Source organism: Aureibacter tunicatorum, assembly GCF_036492635.1.
GTDB classification, from domain to species: Bacteria; Bacteroidota; Bacteroidia; order Cytophagales; family Cyclobacteriaceae; genus Aureibacter; species Aureibacter tunicatorum.
This window is the reverse complement of sequence record NZ_AP025305.1, coordinates 2,088,253-2,104,596: the sequence shown is the minus strand read 5'-3', so window position 1 is coordinate 2,104,596 and position 16,344 is coordinate 2,088,253. Positions and strand designations below refer to the sequence as shown.

12 protein-coding genes are annotated in these 16,344 nt (G+C 35.0%); 8 read left to right on the top strand and 4 right to left on the bottom strand.

The window, feature by feature from the left end; all coding sequences use genetic code 11:
• Window positions 1–77: 77 nt before the first annotated feature.
• The 3 genes from AABK36_RS08960 to AABK36_RS08950 all read left to right on the top strand — a co-directional run bounded on the left by AABK36_RS08960 (window position 78) and on the right by AABK36_RS08950 (window position 3,812).
• Complete coding sequence (locus tag AABK36_RS08960; protein ID WP_309939577.1) at window positions 78–2,453, top strand: TonB-dependent receptor; 2,376 nt, start codon at window positions 78–80, stop codon at window positions 2,451–2,453.
• Window positions 2,454–2,458: 5 nt separating this feature from the next.
• Entirely contained in the window at window positions 2,459–3,325 is an 867-nt protein-coding gene (locus tag AABK36_RS08955; RefSeq protein WP_309939575.1) for a DUF4249 family protein, read from the top strand.
• 70 nt (window positions 3,326–3,395) lie between these two features.
• Window positions 3,396–3,812, top strand: a complete 417-nt coding sequence (locus tag AABK36_RS08950; RefSeq protein ID WP_309939571.1) for a hypothetical protein — start codon at window positions 3,396–3,398, stop codon at window positions 3,810–3,812.
• Window positions 3,813–3,852: 40 nt separating this feature from the next.
• On the opposite strand, the gene AABK36_RS08945 is transcribed toward AABK36_RS08950, so the two are convergent.
• Window positions 3,853–5,724, bottom strand: coding sequence for a BamA/TamA family outer membrane protein (locus AABK36_RS08945; protein WP_309939570.1), 1,872 nt, complete (start codon window positions 5,722–5,724; stop codon window positions 3,853–3,855).
• 285 nt (window positions 5,725–6,009) lie between these two features.
• Between AABK36_RS08945 and AABK36_RS08940 the strand changes: the two genes are divergently transcribed.
• From AABK36_RS08940 to AABK36_RS08925, 4 genes are all read left to right on the top strand, one after another.
• Window positions 6,010–7,185, top strand: coding sequence for a MalY/PatB family protein (locus AABK36_RS08940; protein WP_309939567.1), 1,176 nt, complete (start codon window positions 6,010–6,012; stop codon window positions 7,183–7,185).
• 168 nt (window positions 7,186–7,353) lie between these two features.
• Window positions 7,354–8,436 (top strand): hypothetical protein, encoded by a 1,083-nt coding sequence (locus AABK36_RS08935; RefSeq protein WP_338390321.1) that lies wholly within the window; start codon window positions 7,354–7,356, stop codon window positions 8,434–8,436.
• Between the two features lie 172 nt (window positions 8,437–8,608).
• Window positions 8,609–11,146 carry a DNA gyrase subunit A gene (gene gyrA / locus AABK36_RS08930; protein WP_309939565.1) on the top strand — a complete coding sequence of 846 codons (2,538 nt, stop codon included), beginning with the start codon at window positions 8,609–8,611 and terminating at the stop codon, window positions 11,144–11,146.
• A 24-nt stretch (window positions 11,147–11,170) separates the two neighbouring features.
• Complete coding sequence (locus tag AABK36_RS08925) at window positions 11,171–12,325, top strand: tetratricopeptide repeat protein (protein WP_309939563.1); 1,155 nt, start codon at window positions 11,171–11,173, stop codon at window positions 12,323–12,325.
• Between the two features lie 64 nt (window positions 12,326–12,389).
• Here the strand turns inward: AABK36_RS08925 and AABK36_RS08920 are convergent, their stop codons facing one another.
• Window positions 12,390–13,028 (bottom strand): HAD-IA family hydrolase, encoded by a 639-nt coding sequence (locus tag AABK36_RS08920; RefSeq protein ID WP_309939561.1) that lies wholly within the window; start codon window positions 13,026–13,028, stop codon window positions 12,390–12,392.
• 42 nt (window positions 13,029–13,070) lie between these two features.
• Complete coding sequence (locus tag AABK36_RS08915; RefSeq protein WP_309939559.1) at window positions 13,071–14,381, bottom strand: hypothetical protein; 1,311 nt, start codon at window positions 14,379–14,381, stop codon at window positions 13,071–13,073.
• Between the two features lie 160 nt (window positions 14,382–14,541).
• On the opposite strand from AABK36_RS08915, the gene AABK36_RS08910 reads away from it, so the two are divergent.
• Window positions 14,542–15,351, top strand: coding sequence for a hypothetical protein (locus AABK36_RS08910; protein ID WP_309939557.1), 810 nt, complete (start codon window positions 14,542–14,544; stop codon window positions 15,349–15,351).
• On the opposite strand, the gene AABK36_RS08905 is transcribed toward AABK36_RS08910, so the two are convergent.
• On the bottom strand, window positions 15,348–16,325 hold the full coding sequence (locus AABK36_RS08905; protein ID WP_309939555.1) for an o-succinylbenzoate synthase: 978 nt from the start codon (window positions 16,323–16,325) through the stop codon (window positions 15,348–15,350). The genes AABK36_RS08910 and AABK36_RS08905 overlap by 4 nt on opposite strands.
• Between the last annotated feature and the right edge of the window lie 19 nt (window positions 16,326–16,344).

Below are 16,344 nucleotides of genomic sequence, written 5' to 3'. Positions count from 1 at the left end.
ATATAAAAAAAATTTAACGTTCTCTTTGTTTAGATAATCCTTATGGGGTAAATTTTAGAAAAATAGATTTTCTCCCCATGAAAACAAACTTTATCCTCTTGGCATTGCTTATGCTTTGCTTCAACAATATGCTTTTTAGTCAAAACGCGAACATTACGATTAAAGGCAATATTATAGACGCTTCAAACCAAGAACCACTATTAGGAGTAACTATTTTTATTAAAGAACTTAAAAATGGAACTGCTACAGATGAAAGGGGAAATTATTCTTTGACACTCCCCAAAGACATGACTTTTCATCTAACTTATTCCTTCATGGGCTTCGAAAGCAAAGAAATAGAAGTTACTGCGAATAAGAATCAAACCTTGAACATATCACTAGATCCATCAAGTCAAGCCTTGAATGAAGTCGTCATCACAGATGAAGCGTTAACAGATAATTTCGAAAGTGTTCAAATGAGCACTATAAAAATCGACATTGATAAAGTCAAAAAACTCCCTTCACTATTAGGGGAAGTTGATATCATTAAAAATATTCAACTACAACCAGGCATTATCAACGCTGGGGAGGGCACTTCTGGCTTTTTTGTTAGAGGAGGGAGCGCTGATCAAAATATGATCTACCTTGACTATGCGCCAGTTTATGACGCCTCACACCTATTTGGTTTATTTTCAGTATTCAACGCAGATGTAATTTCATCTTCAGAAATTTATAAGGGAGGAATTCCTGCTTCCTATGGAGGCCGGCTTTCTTCAATCGTAGATATTAAAACCAAAGAAGGAAATTTTGAAACACTCACCGCCGAAGGAGGAATCGGATTACTAGCAAGTAGATTGATGATCGAAGGGCCTATTATCAAAGACAAGCTATCTTTTCTAGTTTCAGGAAGACGATCTTATATTGATCTTTTTCAAAGATTATCAAACGATCCAGCGGTGAACTCAAATCTTTTGAGTTATTACGACCTAAACGCGAGATTATCATATAAATTAAATAAAAAAAACAGACTTTATCTGAGCGGGTATTTTGGAAAAGACAAAATTCAATTCAATGAAGGAGAAGTCGCTTTTAACTGGGGAAATGCTAATGCAGGAATACACTGGGATCATGTTTTCAATCCCAAACTTAATTCTTCTATGCACCTCACCTATGCTCAATTTGGCTACCTGTTCGATAATAAGATCGACGACAATGGCTTCAAATGGGATTCGTTCAATAAAGAAGCCACATATATCTACGATCTTACTTGGGATGCAAACCCATCAAACAAACTCAATATTGGTTACTCATTAAGCTTTAAGGAATATTTTCCAGGAGAAATAAGTCCGACAGGCGAAAGCACAAACTTTAAAAATGTTGAACTAGAAAGACTTTGGGCTATTAGCAACAATATTTATGTTTCAAACAACCAAAAAATAAATGACTGGCTAAGCGCTCAGTACGGAGCTCGACTTTCAATATTCACCAATACAGGAAGTACAACTATATACACTTACCAAGACCCTACTAATAACATCACGCCTATTAGAACAGGTGAAGAACACTATGGACAATGGAAATCTATACGGACTTTCGTTAATATTGAGCCAAGAATTGCATTGAGGTTTCTTTTAAACAATGAAAACTCTATTAAAGCCTCATATAATAGAATGGTCCAATACGAACATTTAATTTCCAACTCAACCGTTCCAATCCCTTTCAATACATGGCAACCTAGCTCTCCATATTTAGATCCGCAATTAGCTGATCAGATTGCATTGGGGTATTTTCAAAATTTCAAAGAAAACACTTATGAGGCTTCCATAGAAGTTTATTATAAAACTCTTGAAAGCATAACGGGCTTTGCAGACAATGCAGACATCTTTTTTAATGAGAATTTATCAACGGAATTCCGACAAGGAGAAGCTAAAGGTTATGGTTTGGAGTTATACCTAAAAAAAAATAAGGGAGCTCTTACTGGAGCAGCTAGCTATACTTTATCAAAAGCGACAAGAATAATCGACGGGGTAAATTCTAGTCTGGAATTTTTAGCAAATTACGACAGAAGGCATGTCTTCAACTTAAATGCGATATATGAACTGAATGAAAAATGGACATTTGGCGGAATATTTACATACTCTACAGGCAGACCAATTACTGTTTCCACAGGCAAGTATGACATATTTGAATATTCTCCAGACCTATATTCAGAAAGAAATAATTACTTATTACCTGATTTTCACAGATTGGATATCTCAGCGACACTTAACCCTAGCAAAAATAAAAATCGAAAATGGAAAAGCTCATGGACTTTTGCGATATATAATCTCTACAACAGAAAAAACCCATTCACAATAACTACAAGACCTGCCGAGGATAGTGATGGAAATATAAAAAGTGATGGATCTAGAGAAGCTGTAATGGTATATCTATTCCCAATCTTACCCTCAGTAACCTATAACTTCAAATTTTAAATCTGATGAAAACGATTAACATATTTCTTTCAGTATTGATAAGCATATTCATATTTGGTTGCGAAGAAGTTATCACATTAGACAATGAGCAATCCAAACCCAAGATGGTTGTCGAAGGCCTTGTTATCAACAAAAAAAAGAGACATTATGTCCAACTTAGCTTATCACAAGGATTCTATGACACAGATAATAAAAGTTATATTAACGATGCAAATGTCAAAGTCATAGAAATATTAGACAATGAAGAAACGGTCTATCAATACACATATTTTCCTGAGGAAAATGCTTATTTCTCCAACAGAAGTTATATGGGTAAATTCGGAGCAACGTATAAATTAATGATTGAGCATGAAGGAAATACATACTTTTCTGAAAACAAGCTAAATCAAATCAATGAAATAGAAAAGCTAACTTGGAAATTTGATCAAAGAAGATACGATCAACGAAATTTATTACCAGAGGATCAAAAAGGCTATTATTATCAAATTTTACTAACCACTACAGAGCCTGAAGAAACCAAAGATTATTATCAATTCAGGTTTTACAGAAACGACACAATCATTAACAATAATGGGAACAATGTCTATGTAATCGATGATCAAATCATCAGTGGAAAATTAACCGACTTTCCCTCTCCTGTCTACTATAAATTAGATGACCTTGCCAGACTTCAAATCAGCAGTCTTACTCCAGAATCCTATAAATATTATAATGATTTAAGTAAAGTGTTAAACAATGATGGCGGCTTATTTTCTTCTGTCCCGGCCAACCCTGCTTCAAATATTTCAGGTGGAGCACTCGGGCTATTTCAAGCCAGTGGAGTTGTAGAAGAGGAAATAATAATTGGCGATGAAAAATATGAAAGCAAATAAGTATTTTCTTAACTTGTGCATAATACGAAAACATTAAATCTACCATTGTCAAACTATAATAAAGATCTTAATGAAAAAATTATTCTTTTTAACTGCGATTGTCATTTCATGTTTCACTTACTCATGCACAGATAAGAAAAAGCTTGAAAAAGAGACACTTTACAAAAATGTAATGAAAATTCACGACGATGTTATGCCTAAGATGCAAGACATCATGAATTTGAAAAAAAACATCAATTCACAAATTGATAGTTTATCAAAAGACTCGCTTAACGCCACTCAAGTCCAAGAGCTTAAAAAGATATCAAATAATCTCGATAACGCAGACCATATGATGATGAAGTGGATGCGTGGTTTCAATGCCAAATACGACACATTACCTATAGATGATGCAATAAATTACCTCAAAAAAGAAGAAGTAAAAATCAAAGAAGTTAGCAATGCGATGAACTCATCCATTAAAGAAGCTCAAACAAAAGAAAAGTAGTCCAATAATAACTCGCCTTTATCAACTTAGGCGAGTTTTTTTATCTAAAGGGCAACACTTCAGGACGGCCAATATCAAAATCATCCACTTGCAATACACCCTGACCCGCCAAATCAAATGCAACATGATGATATCGATCCGGCAACACAGGATAATAGCCTAACCTCAACTGTATAGTTTTAAATACCAAATGGTCATTTCTGGCTCTAATACCCAAACCAAAACCAGCATAACCACTTCCCTTAAATAGGGATTTGTTACGATCACTTAACAAGCCTATGTCTGTGAAGAAAAACACAGCAAGTCGAAACCCCATAGGTTGCAGCGCTGTAAATTTAACCGTTTCAAAATTAGCCACTAACATCTGATTTCCCCGAATGTCCTGGTCATTAACACCTCTAATACCTCTATCGCTGCTTAATTCCAAGTATTCGTCGGGTAATCTATTTATACCTACTGCGTACCTTAAATTTATAAACTGCCTTATCTTCAAATGATGCTTGCTGAACAAATGACTAAAATAACTAAACTTACCACTTATCATTCCTTCTTCGATATGCCTATCTCTAAAAAAACCACTAAAATCCAACTGACCTTGTAAATAACCAAACCTCTTCACAAAATTACCTTTGGCCATTCTAAGCCCAAAGTAATCTCTTACTCCATTTTCAATGAATTCTTTTCCATAAGTTAGCTCGAATCTTTCTCCATGTGGAATATCTTCATTTTTGCCAAATGAGAAAATAAACTTATCCTTGAAATATCGTCTAGATGACAAGCCAATACTTCCCATCACCATTTTCCTGCTTTTTAATGATGGTATAGTGTCCATCATAATATTATTGTCAGTATAAATGTCATCTTGAATATATCTAGCAGCAACAACAAACCGAAATCTCTGCAAATCACATTGCGGATTAAAATCCTTGATTGGAAACGATCTAGCAAACCAATAATCCTGCAACTGTTGATCAAACCATGGAATCTCTTGAGCATCTAAATCCACCAAAGGCACAACTCTATCTAATCTTTTTCTCCCCAATGAATAAAATGCTCCCCCAGCGTATTTAACTGACGGGTGATAAAAATCTCTATACACGCCGGCTCTAAAAGATTTTTCATCATAAACATCTGTTAGACCTACAGAGGCATTTATAAACGACCTTCTTATATTTGGCACTAAATATTCAATATCATATCCAAATTGTTGTTTTTCTTGCGAGTTCACAATCATCGAAGCGCCAAATTCATGCCCCATACCCAAGAAATTCTTATGTACAAACCCAACGGCTCCTCTATTCAAACCTGACAAACTTCCTGAAAAAAATATAGGAAAATTATCTTGGGTAACAACATCCAAAGCCACAAGACTATCAGCACTATCTAAAGGCCTCACATATATTTTCGCATCCCTAACATTCGGCAAAGACCTAACTACTCTCTCATTATCAGAAATTGCTTCCGGTCTTATTTTATCCCCTGGTTTAAGATAGATATTTTTCTTTATCGCCCAAGTGACCGTATGCATATGAGTGTTATTCGCGATGTTCACCCATTTGTTTTCGCTGACTTTTGTGGTATCATCAACGCTTGCGCCAAACACATCTACTCTTTTATAATTAACTTCAGCGATTTCATATCCTTCCCATTGCCGATAAGGCTTCTCGCTTTCCTCCATTTTGGTGACCACTTTATCCTTTTTAGGCTTGGGAAAATGAATAAGAGAGCTGAATAACTGACTTAAAAAATGCTTCTTTTTAGAGAAGTCCTCTAATTTGGAGAAGAAATTCCTACTTCCATTCCCTAAATCATTACTCAAATAATAATTAAGTGAATCACAAATGGTAATAGTAGTGTCTTCGGAATACAAAATAGTTGTATCAGGCAAAATTAGCAGAGAATTTGCCTTCATAAAAACTGTATCAGTCTTATAATTTTGAGCACATAATCTCTCACCCCCCAAACAATTCCAGAGAATGATGCAAAAATATGCAATAGAAAAGTTTCTATATTTAAGTAAAACTTTAATCAATAAAATTTACAATAAATTATTAGACCGTATTTCCCTTTAACTTCATAAAAGTGTAACTTGTTATTAACATCAACAAAATACCTTTCAATGTTAATATAATACGTATTTTTTCCGTTTTTTGCAAGATCTTTTCATGAAAATCGCTTTAACTAAACTTATCTTATAATGCAATATAATTTTGACATTCAAATAGATCGAAATCACACAAATACTATTAAATATAATTTTAGAAAGAAATTATTTGGAAATGAAAAAGTCATACCTTTATGGGTAGCTGACATGGACCTTCCAGTTTGCAATGAAATAACAATTGCATTAAAAAAAAGAATTGAACACCCTCTTTTTGGTTATACTTTACAAAGTGATAATTTCTACAATAGTTTTATAAAATGGATGAATATTAGACATAATATTCACATCAAAGAAGAATGGCTTTGTTTTAGTCCAGCAGTTGTTCCTTCTCTGTCTATGCTTATCTCGATATTCGCTACTAAATTCAATAAAGTTGCCATCAACACCCCTGTTTATCACCCATTCTATCAAATTATCAAAGACAACGGTTGTGCAATAGTCGAAAGCCCTCTTATTATAGATTCAAATGGAAACTACCAGATTGATTTTAAGAATTTAGAAGATTGTTTCAAGCAAGGCATTGATATTTTTTTATTATGCAATCCGCACAATCCGGTCGGCAAAATTTTCTCTAATGAAGATTTAGACAAAATCTTACATTTGGCAGAAACTCATAATGTTCTAGTAATTTCAGATGAAATTCATTGTGACATAATTTTAGATAACTCTAAAAAGCATGTCAGCCTGATGCAAAAAAACAATTTCAAAAATATAATTTCTTGTTTTTCGCCAGGCAAGACTTTCAATTTAGCTGGAATGGCTGCTTCAGTTGTATCTATTCCCGATATCAAATTTAGGTCAAAATTTAAAAGAGAACTGGAAAGACTTCATCTTTTCTCGGGCAATCTTCTTGGTTACACAGCCTTTGAAGCAGCTTACGAAAGCGGCATGGAATGGCATCAACAATCATTGCAATACTTGAAGGGCAATCGTGATTTTGCAATTGATTATTTAACTCAATATACACCTAAAATCAAGCCTAATAAGCCTGACTCTACATTTTTACTTTGGCTTGACTGCACTGACATGCCTTTTGAAAACGAAAATCAATTAAAGCACTTTTTCTATCAAAAAGCAGAAGTTGGCTTAAGCCATGGTAAAATATTTGGAAAAAATTATGGCATGTTTATGCGTTTAAACTTCGCAACACAAAGATCATTATTAGTCAAGGCTTTAGAACAAATAAGGCAATCTTATATTGAATTATAATAAGTACACTGAGATAAGCTAAAGAGTATAATGCAACTCATTTTATTATAAAGTTTTAAAAAAAATAGCTACCTTACATGTAAACGTGCGATAGGCTTGAATTTTATTTAAAGATTTATGCAATAAACCTATCTCGCACGTTTTTACTATGGGGATAATGATTTATTTATGCGAAAAAGCCGATTTTCAAAAGATTTTAAAATAATTGCCGCCATATTTTTGCTTTCTACCATTTCTACAAGCCTATTTGCGCAAAAGGAAATGAAAAAAGAAGCCAAAAAGGAAAATGCCAACAGAGAATACAATCTTGATGATATATATGCGAATAATCCTGAATTGAAACCTAACCGATTCAGAGAAATTCTCAATAGATTCATGTTTTCATTCTCAGCTGGCTATGAGGCAACTTTCTACAATACAGATTTAAGCTCTCAAAGTATATATTTAGCAGGGAGCAAAAATATTCTCATTGGAGATGCCGACAATAAACTATACAAAAATTGGCTAAATGCTCCTGAGTATATTGGTGAAGCTGAAAACTTTCCTAATTATCAAAAACTTGAAACCAACGGTCAACAGGTTGTATACAAGGGTGTGGGAAGCGGAGTTCCTATAGACCTCAATTTTAATTACTTATTTGGCAGAAGGTTTAGAGCTGGGCTTGGTTTAACATACGCAACTCACAGACTAAAAAAATTAAGCCCTGAATCAAATTTGAACGGCACGCTCATTGAACTCAATCCTGAAATAAAAAGTGCTTTTTTCAAATATTATTTGACTCTTGGCGCTGAATTATATCACTACAAAGGTTTCACCTACGTATTGGATATGCAATTTGGAAAAACCAGTCTTGGAAAAGGTTTTTCCAAAGATGCTCTTGAACGCTCAATGACAATTAATGTGGGAATGCCTATCGAGAGAGTCTTTTCAGAATACTTTAGAGTTTTTATCAGACCGTCTTATGAGTTTAAAAACTACCAAGTACTACTCCCTGAATCAACAAGCACATTAAAAACAAGTCAAAATGCATTTGCTATAACTTTAGGCGTCAAAATCAGAATACCTGAAATCAAACGCTGTCCAATACATAGTTGCGAGACACAAATGAAACATGCTCATGGTGATCAAGCGTACCGAGGGCAACCTTTAGTTTATCCTCAGAATCCAAAAATCGGACAAATTCCTAAGACTCTTCAAAACTACAGAAGAAAGGATAAAGCTAAATTTCAGCCTAGACCGGCGGGAATGTAAAAAAACTAAGACTTGCAAGAGGCTGATTTTAACAAAAATCAGCCTTTTTGCTATTGGATTATTTCTTACAAATAGTAAGAATGACTATATTGCATTTCATTACTGTTCGCAGTTTTGCTTTTAGCATTTTTTTTAATTAAGAAATCGTTTTTGATTATTTATTCGATAATATATGGCAATCGGAGAAAATGAAAATATAATTCCTATCAACATCGAAGATGAAATGAGAGGTGCCTACATCGACTATTCGATGTCGGTAATCATATCTAGAGCATTACCAGATGTTAGAGATGGACTAAAACCAGTTCACCGGAGAGTACTGTACGGAATGCTGGACTTGGGCGTTACGTACAACAAGCCTTACAAAAAATCTGCGAGAATCGTCGGTGAAGTTCTTGGTAAATACCACCCGCATGGAGATTCGTCGGTCTACGACACTATGGTTCGTATGGCTCAAGATTGGTCTTTAAGATACCCTTTGGTCGATGGACAAGGTAACTTTGGGTCTATTGATGGCGACTCGCCAGCAGCAATGCGTTATACAGAAGCAAGGCTGAAAAGAATTTCGGACGAAATGCTTTCAGATATCAATAAAGATACTGTCGACTTTCAACCGAACTTTGACGACTCGCTTAACGAGCCAACAGTATTGCCGGCAAAATTACCTAACCTGCTAATCAACGGAGCATCAGGTATTGCAGTAGGTATGGCGACAAACATGCCTCCTCATAACTTAAGAGAGGTAATCAATGGCACGATAGCCTACATTGATAATAATGAGATTACGATCCCTGAATTGATGGAGTATATCACTGCCCCTGACTTCCCAACAGGCGGAATCATATACGGCTATGGCGGCGTGAAATCTGCTTTTGAAACAGGCAGAGGAAGAGTTGTCATGAGAGGCAAGGCAACTATTGAAGAAGCAAAGTCAGGCAAAACCCAAATCATTGTAACTGAAATACCATATATGGTAAACAAAGCTTCAATGATTGAGAAAACCGCGGCTTTAGTCAACGAAAAGAGAATAGAAGGAATCTCTGACATTAGAGATGAATCTGATAGAAATGGATATAGAATAGTTTTTGACCTTAAAAAAGACGCTATTCCAAATGTTGTCCTTAACCATCTTTACAAATACACTCAGCTGCAAAGCACTTTTGGTGTAAATAATGTAGCGCTTGTAAAAGGAAGACCACTGACGCTTAACATTAAGGATATGATCAAACATTATGTTGATCACCGTCATGAAGTTATCGTTAGAAGGACAAAGTATGAGCTTGCCGAAGCTGAAAGAAGAGCACACATACTTAAAGGTTACTTGATCGCTTTAGATAATATTGATGAAGTTATTAGTCTCATCAGAAGTTCTAGAGATCCTGAGTTGGCCAAATCCCAATTAATGGAAAAATTCGAACTTTCGGATATTCAAGCAAAAGCAATCTTGGAGATGAGACTTCAACGATTGACTGGACTTGAGCGTGAAAAGATCGAAAAAGAATACGCTGAAATCATGGAGCTGATTGATCGATTGAATGAAATCCTCGACAATGAGCCTTTGAGAATGAGCTTGATCAAAGAAGAATTGGAGGCTGTCAATGAAAGATATGGCGATGACCGCCGTACGGAAATTGTACACAGCGCTGAAGATTTCGAAGATGAAGACATGATCCCTAACAAAAAAATGCTGATCACTGTCTCTCATCAAGGATATATCAAAAGAACTAGCCTTACTGAATATAAAGCGCAAGGAAGAGGTGGCGTTGGATCAAAAGGCGCGGGCTCTAAAGAAGACGACTTTACAGAACAATTATTCGTTGCCAACGCGCATAATTATTTATTAATCTTCACTGAAAAAGGCAAACTATACTGGAAAAAAGTTTACCAAGTGCCTGAAGCTAGTAAAACAGCCAAAGGAAGACCTATTCAAAACCTCATTGAAATCGAACCAGATGATAGTGTAAGAACCATCATTAATGTTGAGACTCTCAATGATCAAGATTATATCGAGAACAATTACTTGGTAATGGTATCTCAGCAAGGTATCATTAAAAGAACTAGACTCGAAGCATATTCCAGACCTAGCAAAAGAGGTATTCTTGCCTTGGGAATTAAAGAAGGAGACTCCCTACTTGACGTTAAATTAGCTTCGGATGATGACAATATCATATTAGGCACGAGCTATGGCCAAGCGATCAAATTCTCATTGAAAGACAATATCAGGCCAATGGGCAGAACTGCTGCAGGTGTAAGAGGAGTTCGCCTTCAAGCTGACGATGACAAAGTTATCGGAATAGTCTGCACGCATAATGACGATGCGACGTTGATGGTAGTTTCTGAAACAGGTATGGGTAAAAGATCATTGATTAGCGAATTCTCAATGATAAAAAGAGGCGGAAAAGGTGTTAAGGCTATCGGTATTTCTGACAAAACAGGAAAACTAATAAGCATCACTGAAGTGGAAGACACTGATGATTTGATGATTATAACCAAATCCGGCATTACCATACGCATGAATGTAAGCAGTATCAGAACGATGGGTAGAGCAGCTCAAGGTGTGAAATTGATTCGCTTGAACGATAGTGACGAAGTAGCTTCTGTGACTAGAGTTAAACAAGTTGAAGATGATGATGAAGAGATCTCTGAAGAAAACACAGGATCAAACGAAGGGACTGAACAACAAAATGATGAGTCTGAAAATCAATCGTGAAATTTTTGAAACAATTAATATAAGATGAAAAGAGTATTCGCAAGCTTAATTTTAGCCGCGGTAGTTTCGGCAAACGCTTTTGCTCAAAAGCCAGTGAAAGGTTCTGTAACAAAAGCAGAATCATACTTGAACAAAATGGAGCTAAACGAAGCGAAGCAGCAAATCGATGCCGCTTTCGCTAATGATCCAAAAGGCAAAGTAAATAAAAACCCTAAGGCTTGGTATATCAAAGGTCAAATCTATAGCAGCATTGCCCAAGATACAACTGCCCTTTCTGTAGACGAAGCAGCTCTTAAAACAGCTGTTGAATCATTCGATCATGTTAAAGAAATGGAATCAGCTAAGCTTTATGCAGTGCAAGCTGATCAACAATTAGCAAACCTTCAAGGTTTCTTCTGGAACAAAGCGACAGAAGATTATAATGAAGACGATTTCGAAGGAGCTGTTGAAAACTTTGATTTCGTAAAAGTTATCAACCCTGCTGACACAAATGCTTATCTTTATGGTGGTGTTGCTGCACAACAGCTTGGAGATGACAAGGCTGCTGTTGAAAGTTATGAAGGTTACCTTAATCACGGAGGAGCAAAACTTGATGTATGGAATACAATAGTTTTCATCGAGAAGAAAAATGAAAATTATGAAAAAGCTCTTGAAGTAGCGACAAAAGCAAGAGAAGCTTTTCCTCATAATAAAGATTTGATCCAACAAGAGCTTAGCCTTTTGATTGAATTGAACAGAATTGGAGACGCGGAAACTTCTATCAAGAAGTCAATCGAAAATGATCCAAACAACGCTGTTCTTTATTATGACCTAGGTTATATCTACGAAGCTCAAAAGAAATGGGACGATGCGATTGACGCTTACAAAAAAGCAGTAGAAATCGACCCTGAGAACTATGATGCTACGTATGCAATTGGAGCTGCTTACTACAACCAAGCTGTGCCTGTTTGGAATGAAGCTGCCAATATGGACCTTAAAACTTACCAACAAAAAGGAGCTGAAGTTGAAGAAAAAGCACTAAAACTATTCAACGCAGGTGTACCTTATTTTGAAAAAGCTCTAACTCTTAAGCCTGACGACCAAGGTGTCCTTGAAATTCTTCTTGGTATATACCAAAAAGACAACAAGACAGCAAAGGTAGAGGAGATTACTAAGAAGTTGGATTCACTTCAGAAATAATCAAATTTATAATAATATTATTAGGTAAAGAGAAAGCCGTTGATTTTTCAACGGCTTTTTCAATTTATTTACTTTTTAAGATCGATTCTATTTCATTCATCAATTCAAAATCAAGTTGATTTCTAGGAATTTCAATAGTATCCAAACCAAAATCCCTTGCCGCTTTAATATTCAAAACTGTATCTTCGATAAATAACACATCTGATTTATCTACGTTTAACGACTTCATCACCTTACTATAGATAATATTATCTGGCTTTCTGCATCCTACTTTGTGAGAATAAAACACCTCATCAAAAAAATCTCTGAAAGAACTACCCACACTGTCCTTAAACTTTTGTTCAAAACAGTCCGCATGTATCGAATTTGTATTACTTAATAATACCAAGGAAATCTCTGACCTTATTTTCTCAAGCCATTTGATTCTGTGATTAATAAAATCACCTAACAAATCATTCCAAGCCGAATTAATTCGCTCATTACTAATATCAGCATTAAGTACACTTCTTACAACTTCATAAAATTCCAATTCGTCGCACTCACCAGTTTCAATACTTTTAAAAATAGGGTGGTTAGTATAAAAATTTAGAATTTCTTTTTCATCAACATTAGCAAATTCAGAAAATGATTGTATCGTCTTTTCTGGATAAATATTCAATATAACCCCTCCCAAATCGCATAACAATACCTTTTTCTTACTCATTACTCTACTGTATAACTTAATAAAAAATCAATTCAAACAACACTAAAACCTAAAAACACTGTCAATAGTCAATAGAGACATCACACCTGAAGGATGATACATCAAGCTTCCAAATATCTTAATCGTTTGTCCCTTTTCATGTCTTACCTTATATTTCAAAATCAGCTCCTTATCCCATTTCTTATAAGTCATGAATTGAATTTGCATATCGGTAGCATTTACTTGCTCTACTTCGTAATGTTCATCCTTAACAAGGCTTACTCCTCCACTCATTTGATCAATTATGGAAATACTTGTTCCATCATAATTTGCCGACAATCCATCAATTGAAATTGTAATCTCTGTTTCAGTTGCGCTTAAGTTTTTCGCTGTTCTTACAATATTCACATATTTATCATTAAATCTCATTGTCTTAGGCTCATGATTATGATGGCTTTCATTGCCTTTCTCTTGCGTCAAAACCAGCTCATTGCTCTCTTGCAAATTTTGGGTATTTTTTGCATAATCAACTTTTGCTTTAGCTTCTACTTCTTCAAGCTCCAACTCCTTATTCTCAATAGTTTCTCTTGTTGCAACTTCCAAAGTTTCCTTAACTGCATTTTTTTCAGAATCTGTTAATTGAATTTCCTCTTCGCTCTTGCTATTTGTATTTTCTTCAGGCTGTTTATCATCAATGCTTTCTATTGTTGATAATGCAAGCTCGGAAACTTGCCTTTCAGTCTCAATATTTAACTCTACTTCGTCTTGTACGATTTCCTTTTTACCTTTATCAACCTGATCATCTATAGCTTGGGCTACTTTTGGCTTAACATTCTTTTCAGTATACGAAGCAATTATACCCTTGCCATTCCCCTCAAACAATTCTACTTGATTTCCCAAGGTCCACCAAACGCCTTCAAACTGAAAGCATGAATAAATCATTAATTGATGAACTCTAACTTCATCATGTAGAGCAACCATCACATCATATTTAACTAACCCTTTTTTCGCATTCTGATGAGGTTGTCTAACAGGTCTAATTCCTTTAATTTCTGTAACATTCCAATCTATCTGATCTGATTTAGCAATTTTAAAAAACTCATTCAATGCATTCGTTTGATACTTCTTGTACAAGTATTCCATTTCCTCTAGCTCATCCTTCACCTCTTGCTTGCTTTTATTTTTTGTATCAAAACTTTTCTTAAATGCTTTGAATGGCAAAATCAACTCCTGAAAGCCTTCATAATCCTTCTCTTTAATAACTTTAACATATGCTTTGGCAAAACTCTCTTTTGAATAACTTTCATTTTGCGCTTTAGAAACTACAGCCAAAAACATAAAAAAAACAATCAAAAAGCTTTTCGAAATACTCATGGGGATAAATTTGAATTATTGACTAAACTTTTGTCTATATTAAACTTCATTTAGCTATAAATATATAAAATATTCATGTTTAAGTGCCAGTTTTAAACCCTTTTTCACCCTCAATCGGCGTATTCTTGAGATTTTTTGCGTTTTTAATTAAATTTGAAGCATGATTAAACAATTTCTTGATTTCTTAAATCTGAACAATATTAACTATCAAGTAAACTCAAGGCTTGATAGCAAAAGAAGGTTAATCAAGCTTCAAAATTCCAACTTTATCATTTCACTACACTTAATAAATGACTTTATAGAACAACCTGACAAATTGATTGAAGAATTAGTTTGGCAAAAAAATCATGCAAAACAAACTGAAAAAATCATCCATATTTGGGAAGATCAATGGGAATCAAAACAGGAAATTGTAAAAGCCAGAGTCTTAGCTTTCGCAGGGAAAAATAAAACGATATTCGCTAGAAAAACGAGTATTCAAGCTATTAATAAAATTGATTTTATTGACTTTTTAAAACGACATCATCTAAATATTCCTATCAACACCAAGCACAAATTTGCTCTTGTGCATGAAGGCGAAATCGTTTCAGTCATTGGCTTTGGGAAAAAATTGTTAATGAAAGACAAGGATTCAGTTCATTATTCATATGAATTGATCAGACACTGCAACAAATCTGGGATAACAGTCACTGGAGGAATGAGCAAATTGATCAAGCATTTTATTAACACATTTTCCCCAGATGACATCATGACTTATATCGACAAGGATTGGGGAAATGGTAGATCATATTTAATGATGAACTTCAAAAAAGTAGGAGAAATTCCTCCACAAGAATTTTGGATAAACACCGAAACTTACGAAAGAATTTATACGTATCACTATGACAAATTAGATGAATCACAAAAACACGACTATGCCAAAATCTATAACTCAGGCAGCGACAAACTAGTGTTGGATATTCATAATTAATCAAAAGGATTGTTCCATTCTAAAGAATGATCGTACTTAAGCTTTCCTTGTTCTATGACCAAAGGCGACTCAATATTATTATAATATAGCTGGCCAGTGCCAAGTCCTTGAGGCATGGCTGTGTGTAAATAACTTGTGTACTGAGCAATTGCATTCAAACCAACATTAGACTCTAAAGCAGATGTCATCCACCAACCGGTATTTCTTTCTTCGGCTAATTCTATCCATTCTCCAGCTGATAAATTACCTCCTACCAATGTTGGCTTCAAGATGATAAACTGAGGCTGTATACGATCAAGCAATATTGCTTTTTCCTCTTTCTTATCAATGCCTATCAGTTCTTCATCCAAGGCGATAGGCAATGGTGTCTTATTGCATAGATTCGACATTTCTTCAATTTGCCCTGCTTTAATAGGTTGTTCTATTGAATGAATATCGAGTGAACTCAAGATCTCAAGCTTATTTAATGCATCTCTCGGGCTAAAAGCTCCATTAGCATCCACTCTAAGAACAATTTCATCCTTAGTATACCTATCTCGGATACTTTTCAACAGCTTTATTTCCGTCTCAAAATCAATGGCTCCAATTTTCATCTTAATGCAATCAAAGCCACTTCTCAGTTTAGCTTCAATTTGCTCTATCATAAAGCTTTCATCTCCCATCCAAACCAATCCGTTTATCGGAATTGGCATATGACTATCGATCAAATCGCAGTCAAAAACTTTCATATTGCCTTTTGTAAGCAAATCCAAAATAGCTGTTTCAACTCCAAATCTGATCGAAGGGAAATCTTGATCAATATTCGATTTCAACCAATCAAGCAATGCTTCTTTTTGAGGAATTTCTTTTCCTTCCAGTTCGTGGCAAACTGAATCGATGCATTTTTCTAAATCCGGGCGATCATCTATACTCAAGCCTTTTAACGGGCCAATCTCCCCTATTCCAAATTCATTATTATCTCCTATCAGTTTCACAAACCATGTTTCTTTTTCT